General features: G+C 34.7%; 11 protein-coding genes. 4 read left to right on the top strand and 7 right to left on the bottom strand.

What is annotated here, in order from left to right; translation table 11 throughout:
• Positions 1-4 precede the first annotated feature (4 nt).
• A complete protein-coding gene (bglX, locus tag HM992_RS00545; RefSeq protein WP_179318113.1) occupies positions 5-2,290 on the top strand; it encodes a beta-glucosidase BglX in 2,286 nt (761 codons plus the stop codon).
• 1 nt (position 2,291) lies between these two features.
• Here bglX and HM992_RS00540 read toward each other — a convergent pair whose 3' ends face one another.
• From HM992_RS00540 to HM992_RS00510, 7 genes are read right to left on the bottom strand one after another with little or no spacing between them, the layout of a single operon-like run.
• On the bottom strand, positions 2,292-4,421 hold the full coding sequence (locus HM992_RS00540; RefSeq protein ID WP_179318112.1) for a glycoside hydrolase family 9 protein: 2,130 nt from the start codon (positions 4,419-4,421) through the stop codon (positions 2,292-2,294).
• A gap of 23 nt (positions 4,422-4,444) precedes the next feature.
• Positions 4,445-5,776: a glycoside hydrolase 5 family protein gene (locus tag HM992_RS00535; protein WP_179318111.1), complete on the bottom strand. Its 1,332-nt coding sequence runs from the start codon at positions 5,774-5,776 to the stop codon at positions 4,445-4,447.
• Positions 5,777-5,784: 8 nt separating this feature from the next.
• The gene (locus HM992_RS00530; RefSeq protein ID WP_179318110.1) at positions 5,785-7,320 is read right to left on the bottom strand and encodes a glycosyl hydrolase; all 1,536 of its coding nucleotides are present in this window, start codon (positions 7,318-7,320) and stop codon (positions 5,785-5,787) included.
• On the bottom strand, positions 7,317-8,504 hold the full coding sequence (locus HM992_RS00525) for an AGE family epimerase/isomerase (RefSeq protein ID WP_179318109.1): 1,188 nt from the start codon (positions 8,502-8,504) through the stop codon (positions 7,317-7,319). The genes HM992_RS00530 and HM992_RS00525 overlap by 4 nt, the downstream gene beginning before the upstream one ends.
• Positions 8,504-9,670 carry a glycoside hydrolase family 130 protein gene (locus HM992_RS00520; protein WP_179318108.1) on the bottom strand — a complete coding sequence of 389 codons (1,167 nt, stop codon included), beginning with the start codon at positions 9,668-9,670 and terminating at the stop codon, positions 8,504-8,506. Before HM992_RS00520 ends, HM992_RS00525 begins: the two co-directional genes overlap by 1 nt.
• Before the next feature lie 24 nt (positions 9,671-9,694).
• Positions 9,695-11,530, bottom strand: a complete 1,836-nt coding sequence (locus HM992_RS00515) for a sodium:solute symporter family protein (protein ID WP_179318107.1) — start codon at positions 11,528-11,530, stop codon at positions 9,695-9,697.
• A 5-nt stretch (positions 11,531-11,535) separates the two neighbouring features.
• Positions 11,536-12,651 carry a glycoside hydrolase family 26 protein gene (locus HM992_RS00510; RefSeq protein ID WP_179318106.1) on the bottom strand — a complete coding sequence of 372 codons (1,116 nt, stop codon included), beginning with the start codon at positions 12,649-12,651 and terminating at the stop codon, positions 11,536-11,538.
• Positions 12,652-12,840: 189 nt separating this feature from the next.
• Here HM992_RS00510 and HM992_RS00505 point away from each other — a divergent pair, with 189 nt between their 5' ends.
• The 3 genes from HM992_RS00505 to HM992_RS00495 all read left to right on the top strand — a co-directional run bounded on the left by HM992_RS00505 (position 12,841) and on the right by HM992_RS00495 (position 18,767).
• Positions 12,841-13,719, top strand: a complete 879-nt coding sequence (locus tag HM992_RS00505; RefSeq protein ID WP_178983383.1) for an AraC family transcriptional regulator — start codon at positions 12,841-12,843, stop codon at positions 13,717-13,719.
• A 235-nt stretch (positions 13,720-13,954) separates the two neighbouring features.
• Positions 13,955-17,179, top strand: a complete 3,225-nt coding sequence (locus tag HM992_RS00500; protein ID WP_179318105.1) for a SusC/RagA family TonB-linked outer membrane protein — start codon at positions 13,955-13,957, stop codon at positions 17,177-17,179.
• Positions 17,180-17,192: 13 nt separating this feature from the next.
• On the top strand, positions 17,193-18,767 hold the full coding sequence (locus HM992_RS00495) for a RagB/SusD family nutrient uptake outer membrane protein (RefSeq protein WP_178983385.1): 1,575 nt from the start codon (positions 17,193-17,195) through the stop codon (positions 18,765-18,767).
• Positions 18,768-18,776 lie beyond the last annotated feature (9 nt).

Genomic DNA, 18,776 nt, shown 5'->3' with positions numbered 1-18,776 from the left:
AACCATGAACACTACAAGACACATTATAATTTTTGCTTTAACACTATTTGTATTCACAAATTGTAAAGCTCAAAACAATACGAAGATGACTAAAAATACAACTATAGAAAATAAAATAGATTCACTATTAAAAATCATGACTATCGAAGAAAAGGTAGGTCAAATGAATCAATATAATGGTTTTTGGGATGTTACTGGTCCTGCTCCAGAAGGTGGTAGTGCCGAACAAAAATATGCACATTTACGTAAAGGTTGGGTCGGATCCATGTTGTCCGTTAGAGGTGTAAAAGAAGTTAGAGCTGTACAAAAAATAGCTGTCGAAGAAACCCGATTGGGAATTCCATTGATTATTGGTTTTGATGTTATTCATGGTTATAAAACGTTGAGTCCAATTCCATTAGCTGAAGCGGCAAGTTGGGATTTGGAAGCTATAAAAAAATCTGCAAGTGTAGCAGCTGCAGAAGCTGCTGCATCTGGTATAAATTGGACATTTGGACCAATGGTAGATATTGGAAGAGATGCACGTTGGGGACGCGTTATGGAAGGAGCAGGAGAAGACCCATTTTTAGGCAGTAAAATAGCTGTGGCTAGGGTGCATGGATTTCAAGGAGATGATTTGTCTGCAACAAATACTATTGCAGCTTGTGCAAAACATTTTGCAGCATACGGATTTGCAGAAGCTGGTAAAGAATACAATACGGTAGATATTGGAACGTCAACACTTCACAATGTGGTTTTACCGCCTTTTAAAGCGGCTGTAGATGCAGGTGTAAGTACTTTGATGAATTCATTTAATGAATTAAATGGAGTACCAGTAACCGGAAGTTCCTATTTGCAACGCGATATTTTAAAAGGTAAATGGGGTTTTGAAGGCTTTGTAATATCAGATTGGGCTTCAATTTTTGAAATGATAAGTTGGGGACATGCTAAAGACAAGCGAGAAGCAGCTAAAATTGCAGCAATTGCGGGTTCTGATATGGATATGGAAGGTAATGTTTATGTCCAGGAATTAGCACAGCTTGTTAAAGATGGAGTCGTTGAAGAAGCTATAATTGATGATGCTGTCAGACGTATTTTACGGGTGAAGTTTGAGTTAGGTTTATTTGAAGATCCTTACAGATATTGTGATGAAGCAAGAGAGAAGGAAACTATAGGAAATCCAGCACATCACGAAGCTGTTTTGGATATGGCGAAGAAATCAATTGTGTTATTAAAGAACGACAATCAATTGTTACCATTAAAAAAGGAAGGTCAAAAAATTGCTTTAATGGGTGATTTAGCAAATGATAAGTCTAGTCCATTAGGAAGTTGGAGAATCGCTTCAGACGATGAAACCGGAGTGTCTGTGTTAGAAGGAATGCAGGCGTACACTGGCAACACATTAACTTATGTGAGAGGTGCTGAGGTGGCTACTGAAAAAACGACGTTTCTACAAGAAATTCAATTTAATACAACGGATACTAGTGGTTTTGCTGAGGCTATTGCGGTTGCAAAAACCGTGGATGTTGTGGTGATGGTTTTAGGTGAATATGGATTTCAAAGTGGAGAAGGACGAAGTCGTACAGATTTGCAATTACCAGGAGTTCAGCAAGAATTATTGGAAGCGGTATATGAAGTTAATCCAAACATCGTTTTGGTTTTAAATAACGGTCGTCCTTTAGCAATTTCTTGGGCAGACGAACATATTCCAACAATTGTGGAAGCATGGCAATTAGGAACGCAAACCGGAAACGCTGTGGCTCAAGTGTTATATGGTGACTATAATCCTAGCGGAAAATTACCAATGACCTTTCCTCGTAATGTTGGTCAGGTGCCAATTTATTATAATTTTAAAAACACAGGCCGTCCAGTAGATAAGGATGATAACGTGTTTTGGTCACACTATTCTGATGTTAAAAAAACTCCACTATATCCTTTTGGACATGGTTTAAGTTATACGAATTTTAGCTATTCGGATTTAGAACTTAACGGTAATACTTTCGCTTTAGAAGATGATGTGAAAGTGAGTGTTAATATCACTAATACTGGTGAATTAGATGGAAAAGAAGTCGTTCAATTATACATTAGAGATTTAGTTGGTAGTGTGACACGTCCTGTTAAAGAGCTCAAAGGATTTGAATTGGTTGAAATTAAAGCTGGTGAAACCAAAACGATTAGCTTCACATTAAATAAAGAAACGCTTGGATTCTATGACAATAATGGTGATTTTATTATTGAACCAGGAGATTTTAAAGTCTTTGTAGGTGGAAGTTCTATATCCGTATTAGAAACCGATTTTGTACTTGAATAAATTAATTTTTAATCAATTTAAACGTTTTGCTAGAATTCGTCAAACTTACTTTTACAAAGTAAATACCTGACGTTTTGATGCTTTTGCCAATAGAACAAGAGCTTTCAAAACGTCCTTTAGAAATGGAGCGTCCTGTTAAATCATAAATTTGATAGGACGCTGGTTCTTTCGTCGTGATTGTAAATTCATTTTTAAATGGATTAGGGTGTAAAGAGATGTTTGAATTATGAGCGACGTCATTAATCGAAAGAGGTTCTTGTAACCCAATAAATTTAGATAACAATCGAATGTAAGCCACCTGATAATTATTACTGTTTTCAGTGACTTCCCATGAATTCATTGGCCAAGTCGTATTAAAATCATCATAAGCTTTTTGTTTCGGTTGTCCATTGATTCTAGCTACTTGATTCGCATCACAAGTTTGACTTCCGCAACCCGAAGGGCAGCAACCATCCCAATCGTAAAATGGATTCGCACCACCAACAACATAACCAGGAGCTGGACCGTATACATCATTTTGAGCGTTGTCCCAATCCGTTCCGTCACTAAACCAAGTGTGGTAAAATTCATTAACACCATGGTCTCCTCCGTAATCATACATGTTTGATAAATAGCAGAAGTTTAAGGGATTTACACCATGGAGATAATGAATGTAGCGTTCTGCGGCTCTAAAAGCATCTATATTATTTGCGCTATTAATATCGTAATTAATGTAATCCATAAACATTAAACCTTTTCGAGATTTGGTGCCATTACTGCCCCAAACATAATCGGTAAGATGAGCGAGATAAGGATCTGTTTCATTGGTTAGTGCTCCAAAATTAGCTGCGGTGTTCATGGCATTTTCATAAGTGGAGTTAATTGCTGTTACAACTTCAGGTGTTGCCGAAGGAATTGATGTGTAATACAATAAGGTTTCTTGATCTGTCTGCTCAAAAGGATAGGCATAATTCCAAAGTATCAAATGTGAATTTTGATAATTATTATCAATGAAAGTTCTGTAGTTAGAATCTAATGTGATATCGTATAAATGTATAGCTGCTCTCATTTTAAAAGCAAAACGACCATCATCGTTTGTTTCTTGTTGTCCTGCGCCAATATCTAAAGAATTATAAGCAACACTATTGTTCTCCCAAATCACATTCGGATTTTCATATGCCCAATTCCATGCATCAATAGCACTTTGTTCTAATGTTGAAGCGTAATCGGATTCACCTAAAACATCAAAAACTTTAGATCCTAGAGCAAAAGCACCAGCTGATGCCAAAGTAGAAGATGTATTCACAGCACCATATAAACTTTGTCCAGTTGCTGAAGATGGAGGTGAGGCATGTGATAAATCTACAATACTGATCATAGAACCATCCGATTCTTGAAGACGCAATAGATGATCCATTCCCCATTTTATTTCATCAATAAGATCAGGAATACCATTTCCAGAATATGGTAAGTTATAATCATCTGTCCAAACATCCGGTTTTTCTATGTAGGCTTTTAATAAATCTACAATATAGTTCGCTGTCCATGTTGTGTACTTATTATAGTCTCCTGCATCATACCAGCCTCCGCTAAGGTCTTTTTCTGTAGAAGCATCGTTTGGTGAATCCCAACGTCTTGCTTGTGTATCTTGCAAAGGTCCTAAATGACTAGCTCCATCTGCCCAATTGCTTCCTGCATAAGTGGCCTCTTTGGCGTAACCTGCTCTTTGGTAATAAAACGTGCGAACAGCGTGTTTTAGAATGTCGTTATAAATGTCTTCGGCAATAACAAAGTCGTACGATTTTAAATTTTGATTAATATCTAGAATATAATAAGTGCCAGGAGTTTCAAATGCTGAAAAATCAAACCACCACACACGGTCTCCGGAAGAAGGATCTTCCATTCCAGAATTATAAGGAACTGTATGTCCTAAGTAAACTTGGGTATTTGTAGTGGCATCAACAATAGCATAAGCATAACTAGGAGCAAAAGATTCTGACGCATCAAAACCAGATATTGGATCTCTAAGAATCGCGATTTTTTCTGATGTTGGTCGATAACCAAATTGATCCACTACAATATATTTTGATTGTGTTTGCGAACTGATAAGAAAGGGAATGCAAAACAAAATGCTGAAAATAGTGGCTTTCATAAGTGAATCTTTTTGTTGAACTTTTAACGTGTTGGATATTTAGTTAATAGTAAATTAAATGTCTTAATTAATTCTAATGTTGAAATATCCGATGCAAAAACAGAATTTAAACCTTGTGGTTCTTGTGGAGGATCTGCTGTAAAATCATCACCATGTTTCCATTTTCCATTATTAGGATTCGTAATAGCATAACCAGCAAAACCCCAAAAATTTAATCCAGCTATTGGACTTTGATTTCGTTTGCTATTTTCAATTTCTTGAAAAATAGCTTTGTAAAATATATCTCTGTTTTCTATGGAAGCGTGAAGTGAGAGACTTTCTTTTTCTCGTGGAAAGCCAAATTCTGACATCACAATAGGTTTGTTTAATTTGTTAGCAATGACCACGTGTTCATTCATGTAATTTTTAGCATTGTTTATGGAAACTTGTGTAGATTCTTTTTCGTTATTAATATCATACCAACCCCAATTTTTTGGCCACATGTGCATGGTTAAATAATCGATATTCTTATTTTTATGTAGTCTTTGGTACATATCTATATCTTGTAAAAAACCATGTTTTCCTTCGGTTCCTGTAGATATTAATTGATTCGGAGCTAATTCTTTAATAATCCTTACGGTTTCATTTAACCAACCTGCAAAAGCGTCTTCATGGTCTGGAGTCATTAAAACTCTAGGCTCATTTGCCACTTGCCACGACATAATAGAAGGGTCGTCTGTGTATTTAATATTGGTATAAGAATTTGTACGACCAATAATGTGTTTAATATGTTTGTAAAAAGCATCTTTACAAGGCTCACAGCTATGAAATTGTTTCGTGTAATTCATGTAGTCATTCCAAGAATAGGCTTCTAGAAATGGGTTAGGAACATCACCGTAACCATTCCATTTTAAATATTCAGACATGCCACCAGACCAGATCCAATTGTTGTTTAAGTAGAGCACAGCATACATGTTTCGCTGTCGCATTTCGGCCAATAAAAAATCTAAACCATCTAACAAATCGTCATTGTAAACCCCTTGTTCTGGTTGTAAAGCCGGATACACTCTTGAATCTCCACCATCTCCTTCAGCTCCAACTAAAATCCGTAAGTTATCAATCCCAACAGATTTCATTAAGTCTAATTCTTTGATAAGGCGTTCACGATCTCCACTTTTTTTAGCCCCTATTAATGGACCATACCAATAATTAGCTCCAATAAAATAATAGGGTTGATCCCCTTTTTGAAATTGAGTGCCTTTTACAGTTATAAAATCTGATTTATCTGGAGTTTCTTCAAACACATATTTTTTACTTTTACAAGAAAATAGAACTGTGATGCAAAGGCTTGTTATTATGAGTTTGAAGTTTTTCATTATAAAATTTATTGAGGTAAAGTGTACATATTAGGCAATTCGTTCTGTAATACAGATCTCGGTTTGTTTACAAATTCTAAGAAGTCTGAAGTGCTAGGTTGTCCTGGGGGTGGTGTGCAGTAGGTATTTGACGTGTTTGTCCAAAACATCATATAACCGATTTCTACATTATTATCTGATAAAGCATTATACATGTGGTTAGCATAAAACCCTGAAATAGGATTGTTTATACTAGGAGTTACGATATAAGCCGATTCTGTTAATGCTGCAATTTTAACGCGGTCTTTTGCAAGCGCTGTGATGATTTGAAGTTTTTCATTGGCACTATCCAAAGCGGCTTGCCCTTGATTGTTGAAATCGGCGTAATTATCCATTCCAAGAATATCTACATAAGCATCACCAGGATATCTGCTGAGGTATTCGGCAGCTGAAAAAAAACTGCTATCTGGTGAAAAGGCAAATAGAATATTGTTGACCTGTAATGTATCTCTTAAATAAGTGACCGTAAACTGCCAAAGCGCTTTAAATTCTTGTGGAGAACAATAGGCTTTTCCCCACCAAAACCAGTCGCCATCAAACTCATGAAACGGTCTAAAAATAAACGGGACTAAGTTCCCATCGCTTCCAACCATGCTATGAGCAACTTCTGCTACTTTTTGAAGTTTTTGTTTATAATACTCATGATTTGCTCCTTCGGGTAAAATGCTAACAAGCGCATTGTCTCGTTGGAATTGAGTCATTTCACTTGCATAAAAATAATCACCGTCATAAGGTTCTCGCATATGCCATGAAAAGGTGTTTATCATACCTTTATTATAAGCTTCTATGGCGTCTGATTTTATATTCTGCTCTTGCTGATAATACCAGTTAGATGTGGCTCCATTATTATTGTCATCTGTAATAAACATAAAATCCAACCCTAATAAACCGGGATCGCTTCCTGTTGTTTTCATAATGTCAGATTCCCCTCCATTATCATTGTAGAAACTACTAAAAGCGGCTTGTTGACCAACAGCGAATTTGGTTTTAGAAATTAGTTTTAAATTGTAAAATAGCGCGATTGTTTCTGGTGTTGCATTTGGGTTTACCATATATAAATAAGCATCGTCTGGTGATAATAAAAACTCTTCTGGTAGCTCGGAAATAGTGACCGTTGCAACATCTGAGCTTCCTATAAGAACGTTGTTATCGGTTGCATCTAAGGTAATAATTACCGTTTCATCACCTTCTGTTGTCGTATCATCAATAACAATGATATTAATTGATTTGCTCAGCGTATTTGCAGGAATACTGATAGAATTTGTAATGGTTTGATAATCTGTTCCGTTTGTAGCTGTTCCACTAATCGTGTAATTAATGGTGGTGGCTGTACTCACTGTATTCGTTAATGTAAATGTGAATTCTCCGTTTGCCATTGGTTCTGATGCATAGCTAATAGTCGACTTGATATTTACATGAATATCATTTTCATTTTCGGGATCATCTTTAGAACAACTAAAAATAAATAGCCCAAAAAAGAAACTCATTAGTATTAGTTTTTTCATTTTTGGGTTTTGTTTAAAAGGATTAATGCGCGTGAGGTGTGGTATGGCGCTTTCCACATGCTTACTTTATCTTCTTCAGTATATGGTTTTCCATTTTTATCAACTCTAAAATGCCATTCTCCATTTTCGTAATCTATAATATGCTTTTTAGTAAACTCCCATATTTTTAAGGAGCTATCAATGTACTTTTTGTCTTTTTTGATGTCGTAAGCGTATTTTAAACCGACTAACGCTTCAACTTGTGGCCACCAATGTCTATCCGTATCGGTATGATTAGTATTAAGGTTTTTTTCATTTATAACAGCTCCTTTACTATCAAGAGCTTCTTCTAAAAAGGTGTTAGCGATTTGTACTGCTGTAGTTTTTACTTGTTGTAATAATTCATTATCATTTAATGCTTTTGCAGCTTCTATAACTAACCAAGCGGTTTCAATATCATGGCCATAAGACACTGTATTGCTCAGTAAATTCCAGTTTTTATCAAAAAATAAGTCGTAATGATTTTTGTTATTCAGGAATTTATTCTGAAAAATGTTTACTAATGTTTTTAAGGAATCTTTTAAACGTTCATCGTCATATATTTTAAGTAGCGATGTGTAAGCTTCTAAAATATGAAGATGTGTATTCATCGTTTTTTCAGCATTCATATCTTTATCACTTAATCGCATATCTTCAATGGGAGTCCAATTTTCATTAAAAGCTTCTAAATATCCGGAATCACCATCTTTAGCATGGATTTCTATAAGGTCGAACAGTTCAATAGCCCAATCTTTAGCGGCTTCATTTTTTGAAAGTATATAGTATTCTGATAAGGCATAAATTGCGAAAGCTTGCGCATAAACTTGTTTGCGTTTGTTGATAGGATTTCCTAAGTAATCCAATTCCCAATACACACCTTTTGAAGTCGAGTCGTTAAAATTTGTTTTGAGATAATTATAAGCTCTATCACAAATTTTTTTATAATCATCAGTTTGAAAATGGTTGGACACTGCCGAAAAACTCCAAAGAATCCGCGTGTTTAATATGATACCTTTTGAGGCCTTGGGAATAACAACATTGAAATGATTAATCTGACCTAAAAATCCACCATGCTTTAGGTCTAATGTGTTTTTAGACCAATAGTTTAGAATGTTATTTAGCTCAGTTTTACATTCCTCTTGAAGTTGTAGATAAGGTTCAGTCATTAATAAAATTCTTTGTTGTTATCAATTAAGTTGATGATCGTATCTACAGAACTTGCAGAAGTGTAGCTGTCTTTTGGTGAATTTGTAACATAATCAACCAATACATCGATAGATGATACTGCGACATGCATTCTTGTGTCAGAAGACGCGTAGTATATATAAACAGTGCCATCGTAGTCTTCTATCCATCCATTTGAAAATAAGACATTAGAGACATCTCCAATTCGCTCTTTATGTTGAGGTGCCATAAAATGACCTGCTGGTTGGTGTGTCACTTTGGAGATATCGTTAAGGTCGGTCATAAACATATACAAAGTATAGCGCAAACCAGCCGCTGTATTTCTTACACCATGTGCTAAATGTAACCAGCCTTTTTTTGTTTTTATTGGAGCAGGACCGAGTCCGTTTTTAAGCTCAAATACGGTATGATAGATTTTATTATTTATTATTTTTTCATTTTTAACTTCAGGATTCAGCATATTATCAATAAATCCTAAGCCTATTCCTCCTCCGTTACCGACACTAATAAATCCATCTTGCGGACGTGTATAAACGGCATATTTCCCATCAATAAATTCTGGATGTAAAACTACATTGCGTTGTTGCCCTGTGGTTGAAATTAAATCAGGAAGGCGTTCCCAATCAGTTAAATCTTTAGTTCTTACTATTCCTGCATTCGCAATCGCAGAACTTGTATCCTCTGCAGGAGCATTTGGATCTTTACGCTCTGTGCAAAAGATGCCATAAATCCAGCCGTCTTCATGTTGAATTAACCGCATATCGTACACATTGGTATCTGGTACTTCGGTTTGTGGAATAACACAAGGTTTATCCCAAAATTCAAATCCATCGATACCATTTGCACTTTCGGCAATTGCAAAAAATGATTTTCTGTCGTTACCCTCGACACGGACACAAACCACGTATTTGTCATTCCATTTTAAAGCTCCTGCATTAAAAGTGGCATTAAACCCAATACGTTCAATGGCATTTGGATTGGTTTCAGGGTTTAAATCATACCTCCAATGAATTGGTATATGACTTGCTGTAATTATTGGGTGTTTATATCTGGTATAAATACCATTAGAAAATGATAGCGGTTTATTTTTTCTAGTCACTGTTTTAGCATAATGTTTTTTTGCCTTATCAATAGTGTCGATGCTCATAACTATAGTATGTTTTTTATAAGGTTAATCTAGTTTTTGGTTTAAGTTGTTCCACCAGAATTTCTTTAATAGAATGGCACATATAATTAATACCCCTAAAGACATATAGACTGGTGTTTCTTGTCTGAAGATAAGATACATCGGTAATATGACTAATGCGGTTTGGGCAACTATACCTATCGCGACATTAAACATATCTCTTCCGAAATCCGTATTCTTTTTGAAGTTTGGATTTTCAGCAGCGAGTTGATCATGGACAGGTTTCCAAAATCCCCAAGGCCTTACATTTTTATAAAAATCTTTTAATACCGTTGCTTCCGTTGGAGGGGCTGAATAGGTGCCGATTACACTTCCAATTAATGAAACAATTAGTAATATTGGAAATAAGTATAAGGCATTTACATCTGGAAATAGTTGAGGTACTATTGCGGCAGCAAGTAATCCTGCTACCATTCCCCAGAAAAACCCTTCTCCATTAAATCTCCACCAATGCCATTTTAAAATATTGGCGCCAACATAACTTCCATAAAGTACAGACACAATAATGTTTAATATGGCATTTACATTTTCTGCGAAAAAACCAAGAACAATACTGATGATAACCACAATGATACCTGTGATGTAGTTCATGTTTTTTATCTGATTTCGAGACGCATCAGGCTTTGTATATTTTAAATAAATATCATTAACCAAATAGGCTTGTGCAGCGTTTAGTGTGCCAGCAAAAGTGGACATAAATGCAGCAATTAATCCGGCTAATAATAAACCTAATAATCCTACTGGTACAAATTCTTTAATAGCAGTTGGCAGAATGAGTTCAAAATCGATGTGTCCGGCAGCATTTAATAGATCTAACTTGTCGTAGTAGATTAAAGCTAAAGCAGCAAAACCGGCAATCATTAAGTACCGAATTGGCATTAAAATTACCGACACAAACCCACTCATTTTTGAGGCTTCTACGGGATTTTTAGTTGATAAAATTTTCTGCATATCATAAGTTGGTGCAGGACCAGCAACACTGACGAGTATGCCTTTAAATAACATCATAAATAAGAAGTAAGTGAAAATACCATAACCGTCACTTTTTATTTTATCTGTAACTTCAGGGATAATGCTACTCCAGTCTAAATCTAACCCTCCAACAAAAGGATTCATCCAATCTTTTGGTACATTAACTCCGAATTCTCCAACGGCTTGCCATCCTAAATAACCAATGACTAAAGCTGAGATTGTCATAATGCCAAATTGTACAACATCTGCCCAAACAATACCTGACATACCTCCTAATAGCGAATAGAAGACCGCAAATAAGGTGAAAATGGTCCCATAAAAATGAGGAACATATTCTAGTGGGATAGAGAAAGGGATGTAATTACTGACTAATTCCCATGGTACAAATATTTCGACAAATTTTCCTAGGCCAATAAAACCATAAGCTAAATAGCCTAAGCATACTACTAAGGCGAAGACAACAACAATAATGTGAGATAATTTTGCTCCTTTACCAAAACCGAAACGTGTCCCAATCCATTCGGCACCTGTTGTAGCGTTAGATCTACGTAGCCATTTGGATAAATACACCATTAAAAATATTTGGTTAAATACAGGCCATAACCATGGCACCCAAGCGCTTTTTATGCCATACACAAACATGAGTGTCACTAACCAAATTGTGCCAGAAATATCAAACATGCCAGAGGCATTAGAAAGTCCTAATAAATACCAAGGGATAGATTTTCCGCCCATTAAATAATCATCCTTACTTTGTTGTGCTTTTTTACGAAGCACCAAGCCAATGATAATAATTGTCACCAAGTATAAAGCGATAATCAGGATGTCAATTGTATGTAGTAATTGCATGTGAGTTATGGGTTAATAAGATTGATATCTTTTAAGAATAATGTTTTCGGGAATGTTTTGAATTTCTTAAAATCGAGTTCGTTAGTATGTCCTTTATAAGGCATGTAGTGGTGATTTTTATCATGATTTCTCCAAAATAAAATCCAACTGATTCCAGAATCTTTAATTGCTGGGTATAACACCTCAGTGAACCAGTTGTTTGTTGGGATTTTTTCTAATCCTGTTTCTGTAAAGGCAAAAAGTTTACCTTTTTCTGTTGCAATGGATTTAACAATGGCTAAATCATTTACCACTGAATTAACGTATTCTTCAGTATTGTTGAAATCGTAAATGTCAGAACCTAAAATATCCACGAAGTCATCACCAGGATAATAGGTCATATAATTATCATCGGGATTTAATTTATTCGGTGAATAGGTGTATAGTAGGTTGTTGACGTTGTGTTTGTCTCTAAGAAGTTCAACGGTTTGATGCCATAATTTTTTATAATCAGTAACACTGCAATTATCTTTTCCCCACCAAAACCAAGAACCATTCATTTCATGAAAAGGTCTAAATATAATTGGGACTTCAGTATCATTGTACTTTAGTGATTTAAAGAAGCTAGCGACTCTTCCGACCCAAAGTTCATATTTTTCTCTATGGATACCTCCTTCTAAAATATTAGCTACAGATGGTGTTGCGTCCCAGGAATTCCCTCCGGAAGTTGGATTATCTAAATGCCAACTCACTGTAATAATACCTCCTTTTCTGTGTGCATCGATCATTAGGTTTCGCATTAAATCAAATGGAACGCCATCTAAATTAACGTCAGATGCATGTTCAATCCAACCAATGTCAAATCCGTATACCGAAGGTTGATCTTCTATCATATCAAACACGTCGCTCTTTTCAACATCAAGATAGTCTGATTTTTTCCATCCCATACCATAAGATGTGCAATCTTGGTGACCAATAGCAAAACCTTCTTTTGATATAAGGAACAGTTTTTTTCTTAATAGTTTGGAGCTTTCTGATATTTTATTGTCAACCAAAGTGGGTTTTTTGTAGTCGCTCGTATAAATTGATTTGCAAGAAAACATCGTAAAAACTAATAGAATTGGAATAATCTTTTTAAACATAAGGAATAAGTGTTTACGGTATTCTTAAAAAAGAATAAGTGTATTTTAAATTTATTAATATTTTTACATCTTTAATTATGATAAACGTAAAATTTATATACTAATTTTAGATATTCCAAATTTAGGGAACACAATACAACATAGTTGATATTATTTTATCAATTTATTACATTATTATAAATCATTATTATGAATATTCTTAAAAACACGCATAGAGAAATCACTCCATTATCTCCAGAGGATAGTTTTTTAGTCTTTGATAGGGTTAAAGAGGATTTCGATTTTCCGATTCATTTTCATCCAGAATATGAGTTAAACTTTATACATAATGGTAAAGGTGTTAAACGGATTATTGGAGATAATATGGAAGAGATAGGTGATGTTGAATTGGTTTTGGTTGGTCCAAATTTACATCATGGTTGGGTGACACATAACTGCAAAAGTAAAGCCATTCATGAAATCACTATACAGTTTGATGAAAATTTATTTACGCAAGATTTTTTAAGAAGACGCATAATGAAACCTATAAGAGATATGTTTAATAGGTCTATTCATGGTATTTTGTTTTCTAAAAAAACGGCTTCAGAATTATATGATAGAATCTCACAAGTATCTCGTTTGGATGGTATGGATTATTTTTTAGAATTAATTTCAATACTGCACGATTTGGCTAACTCAAGAAACCAGAGGTTGTTATCTACTTATACCGTAAATAGAGAAAGTTTTGAAAATAGTGATAAGATAAAAGCAGTTTATGAATATGTGCAAGAGAATTTCAGTGATAAAATAACGCTATCGGAAGTTTCAGAAATTGTTAATATGAGTAATGTGTCATTTAACAGATTTATGAAAAAGAGAACTGGGAAAACATTTGTAGACTATGTTAATGATGTTCGTATTGGTTATGCTGCCATGTGGTTGCTGGAAAAAGATAATAGTATTTCTGAAATAGCTTTTAATTGTGGGTTTAATAATATTGCGAATTTCAACAGGGTTTTTAAGAAGCTTAAAAAATGCACGCCAAGCCAATATAAAAATGAATTTTCAGGTATAAAAAGGATCTTGTAATTCTTATTTATTATTTGTCTTTAGCATGTTGTATTGTGTTTGGTATGTCTTCAAAAAGATGTTATCCGTTTTAATTGTAATCTGTACAATTATTCGAATTTCATGTATTATTTTATCTTCTCGAATATATTTTATTAGTAAATGACAAAATAATATTAACAGTAAGTTAACAATTCGCTTAATTTTGGAATCATCAATAATCACCCTTTAAAATTATTTATATAATAATTATTGGATGAAAAAATTCAGAATTAATAAACAACTTCTACTAACATCAATTAATATGCAAAAATTCGATTTTAAAAACATTTGTTGCAGCACTAAATATTGTTTCTCATTCTTACTACTTCTTTTTGTAGGACAGTTTGCCGTTGCACAAAACCAAGTAAAAGGAACCGTGTATGATTCTAATGGAGTAACACTACTTGGAGTGGCTGTTATAGAAAAAGGAACTACCAATGGTGTCGTAACGGATTTTGATGGTGATTATATCATTAATGTTAATGAAAATGCCACGTTAGTGTTTAGTTATATTGGATTTACTACCAAAGAGATTGTGGTTGATAATAAAGAACTTATTAATGTAACATTAGAAGAAAGTGTAGAAGGTTTAAGTGAGGTTGTTGTTATTGGTTACGGCTCACAACGAAAAGAACAATTGAGTGGGTCTGTATCTAGTGTAGATACGGAAGCCTTAGAGACCATACCACAAGTTGGAATTGATCAAATGATGCAAGGTAGAGCTGCAGGTGTGAGTATTACTCAGAATTCTGGTCAGCCTGGTAGTGCTGTTTCTGTAAGAATTAGGGGTGTGAATTCTATTACTGGTTCTAGTGAGCCTTTATATATTATAGATGGTGTGCCAGTTTCTGGGGATTCTAATAATACAGGTACCAGTGGGCGATCTATAGCAGATAATGGATTAGGTGAGAGTTCTGGGTCTACAGGTGTAAGTCCGTTATCGGCATTAAATCCTAATGATGTGGAATCTATAGATATACTGAAGGATGCTTCTGCTACGGCAATTTATGGGTCTCGAGGATCGAATGGTGTCGTGATTATTACAACTAAAAGAGGTAAAAATAACAAAGGAACACTGTCGTATAATACTTTTTTGGCCATTCAACGCCCTACCAATTTAATTGAAGTTTTAGATTTGCCAGGCTATGCTAGGTTACAGAATGAAATAGGTGAAATATACGGTCTTAATCCTCGCGTTTCTTTTTTAAATCCAGACTTATTAGGTCCAGGTACTAATTGGCAAAAAGAAATATTTAGTGATGCTGTTATGCAAAACCATCAAGTATCTTTTTCTGGTGGTAATGAAGGTATAAATTACTTTTTATCTTCAGGATTTGTAGATCAAGAAGGTACAGTAATAGGGTCGTCATTTGACCGTATTTCGTTACGAGCAAATGTGAATGCTAAATTAAATAAGTCCATTAATGTTGGGGCTAGTTTTACAATGAGTAGAACAAATGAAAGCCTAACCTTAAATAATTCAACTAATGGACTAATAGGGCTATCTTTATTAAATAATCCTGCAACTGCAGTTTATAATCCAGATGGTTCATTTGCTGGTCCTGTTACGACTGAAGAGATTGCTTTTGGAATAAGAAACCCAATAGCTGAAGCCTTGAGCGTTAAAAATAAACTAACAAGAAATAGAGTTTTAGGAAATATTTTTAGTGAGTTTAAAATATCAAATAGCTTTACCTATAGGTTAGAAGTAGGTGGTGATTTTGGTAATAATATTAGTAATAGATTTCAGCCAACATTTAGTTATGGAGCTATTGAAAGAGGAACAAATAGTCTAAGTATTAGAAATGAAAATACTGATTTTTGGATTGTTAAAAACTTATTCACTTTCAATAAAACCATAAACGATAAACACGATTTTACAGTTTTATTAGGGCACGAAGTGCAAGAGTCGAGATGGGAAGGTGTCATAGCCCAAGATGGAGATTTTGTAAGTAATGATGTTCCAATTTTAGGAACAGGTGATGCTAATGATTTTACAGATCAATATAAAGGAAGTGCCGCGTTAGAGTCGTATTTCGGAAGATTAATCTATTCTCTAGATAACAAGTATAATGTTACAGCGTCACTTAGAGCTGATGGTTCTTCAAAATTTGCTGAGGGTAATAAATGGGGTTATTTTCCTTCTGTTTCAGCAGCATGGAGGTTATCAAAAGAAAGTTTTATGGATGGCTTTACGGCTATAGAGAATATAAAACTATATGGAGGTTATGGTGAAGTAGGTAATCAGAACATTCCAAACTTTGCTTATGGAGCGCGATTAAATACAATTTCAACAGGAATGGGAACAGGATTCGAATATGCGAATTTTGCAAACGAAGACTTAACTTGGGAATCGTCTACACAAACCAATTTTGGTATAAACTTTACACTATTTGATTCACGATTAAACACAACTGTTGAGGTATACAAAAAAGTATCAAAAGATTTCCTTTACCAACTTGCGGTAACCGACTTTATTACTGGTGGTAGTTCTCCTGGCGCAATTACACCACCATGGGTAAATTTAGGTGAAATGCAAAATACAGGTGTAGATGTTACTTTAAGTTACAGAACAGATGCTAAAGATTTTAACTGGAGTTCATCATTAACAGTGTCACATTACAAAAATAGAGTGAATGAGCTTTTGGGAGATTTAACCATAAATGGTGATCTTTCTTTAGATAACTCAAATCAGAATATTACCTTAACTCAGGTAGGGCAACCAATTGGTTTATTTTACGGATATCAAGTAGAAGGTCTTTTTAGAACTTTAGATGATATTAATGGTGCGCCAATACAATTTGGAAGACCATTTGAGGATGCTTTGTTTGGTACAACGTGGTTAGGTGACGTGAAATATAAAGATATAAGTGGTCCAGATGGCGTGCCAGATGGTGTAATTGATGGAGATGATAGAACAGTAATAGGAAATCCACATCCAGAATTTACATTTGGTTTCCAAAACTCATTCTCTTATAAAAGCTTTGATTTATCAATATTTATGCAAGGGTCTTATGGAAATGACATTTTTAATGCTATCGGACGTTCATTAACCGCAGGAAATAGAACCTATACCAATCAATCTCCTTCAGTATTAGATTACTGGTCTATTGATAATCCTAACGCAGGTTCTCCGAGATTAGCAAGAAATGACACGCCAAATATTAATATATCAGATAGATATGTAGAAGATGGTTCTTATTTAAGAATACAGAATGTAACTTTAGGATATACATTGCCAAGTAAGTTTTCAAAAGATATTGGATTGAGTAAACTAAAAGTATATGGAAGTATTCAAAACCTGCACACATTTACTAATTACTCAGGTTATGATCCAGAGGTTGGCGCATATAACCAAAATGCACTGTTATTAGGTGTGGATAATGGACGTTATCCATCTCCAAGAACATTTACGTTAGGAATCAATGTTGAATTTTAAAAACCAAGATATAATGAATAATTTATTACGAACTAAGTTTTTACTGACATTGGCAGTGTTATTTCTTCTGCCATCATGTACTCACGAATTTTTAGATAGACCACCAGAAGATTCGTATAACGTAGTAGACTTTTATCAAACAGAAGAGCAGGTTAACTCTGGAACAAATCATTTATATTCTAAACCTTGGTTTAATTTCATCTCTAATGTTTCTTGGTGTGTAGGTGAATTAAGCTCTGGAAACGGACGTACTTGGGATCCAAGAAATGCCGATTTTAGTAATTATGCAATTACTGGTGAGCACGGTACATTAACACAAGCTTGGGAGTCTTTATACGCTGTAATTGCGCAAGCAAATTCAGTAATAAATACGTTACCAGAATTTGTTAATCCAGATATTCCTCAAGATGTCGTTAATAATGCTTTAGGTGAAGCACGGTTTATTCGTGCAACGGCATATTTTTATTTGGTACGAATTTTTGGTTCTATTCCAATTATTGCAGATAATGATGAATATATATTAGAGCCTGTTGTTCCTAGAAACCCAGAGTCTGATGTTTATGAGTTTATTAAAAGAGATTATCAATTCGCTGTAGATAACTGTTATGAAAAAATTAGAGGTGGTAGTTATGATTTAAATGCAAAAGTATCTAGTGGTTCAGCGAAATCAATGTTAGCAAAGATTTATTTATATGAGCAAAATTATACCCAAGCATTTCAATTATCCCAGGAGGTAATTAATTCTGGTGAATTTAAACTGTATGGTGGTGACGCATCAGACGGTGATGCATCAGGTAGTTATTATGATTTGTTTTTAACAGCTAATGATAATAATCCAGAATCAATTTTTGCTCTGCAATGGTCAACATCTGGTCAATATGCTGAAGGTAATGGCTTGCAATCTCTTTTTGCACCAGCTGGTGTCACTGGGTTCTCGGATGGATGGTCTGCAGTTGGACCGTCATTAGATTTACAAGAAGCTTATGAAGATAAAGAGCAAGATGTACGTTATTATACTACAATAATGGATCCTGGTTCTTATTACGGAGATTTAAATGGAGGTTATACAGTTTCAGCAACCATAAATCATCAAGGTACAAATGCTGGAATCAAAAAGTACGTAGTCGGAAATGCCGCAACTAATGGAGGCGGAGGTCAACAAAGTTACCCTAATAACACTTACATTCTTAGATATGGTGAGTTGTTACTAATAAATGCGGAAGCGGCACTTATGGGTGGAGGTTCAAGTTCATTTGGTGCAGAATCTCTTAATAAAGTACGAAGACGTGCGGGTTTAGAAAATATAGATAGTCCAACTGTTGATGATGTTTTTCAGGAAAGACGCATTGAGCTTGCCTTTGAATTTGAGTTTTGGTATGATGTTGTAAGACGTGGACCTGCTTTTGCGATGAGCTTTTTAGGTAATACAGAACGAGGAACTTTTAATAACGATACAACTCCTCCAACAATAAATTCTGAGATGTATACTCCTACAATGGATGATATGCTTTTTCCATATCCAACAAACGAAATTCAAAATAACCCAGCACTACAACAGCCTCCAGTGCCATATAATTTTGGAGAATAAAAATAAAAA

Source organism: Winogradskyella helgolandensis (genome assembly GCF_013404085.1).
GTDB classification, from domain to species: Bacteria; Bacteroidota; Bacteroidia; order Flavobacteriales; family Flavobacteriaceae; genus Winogradskyella; species Winogradskyella helgolandensis.
This window is presented reverse-complemented; position numbering and strand designations above follow the sequence as displayed.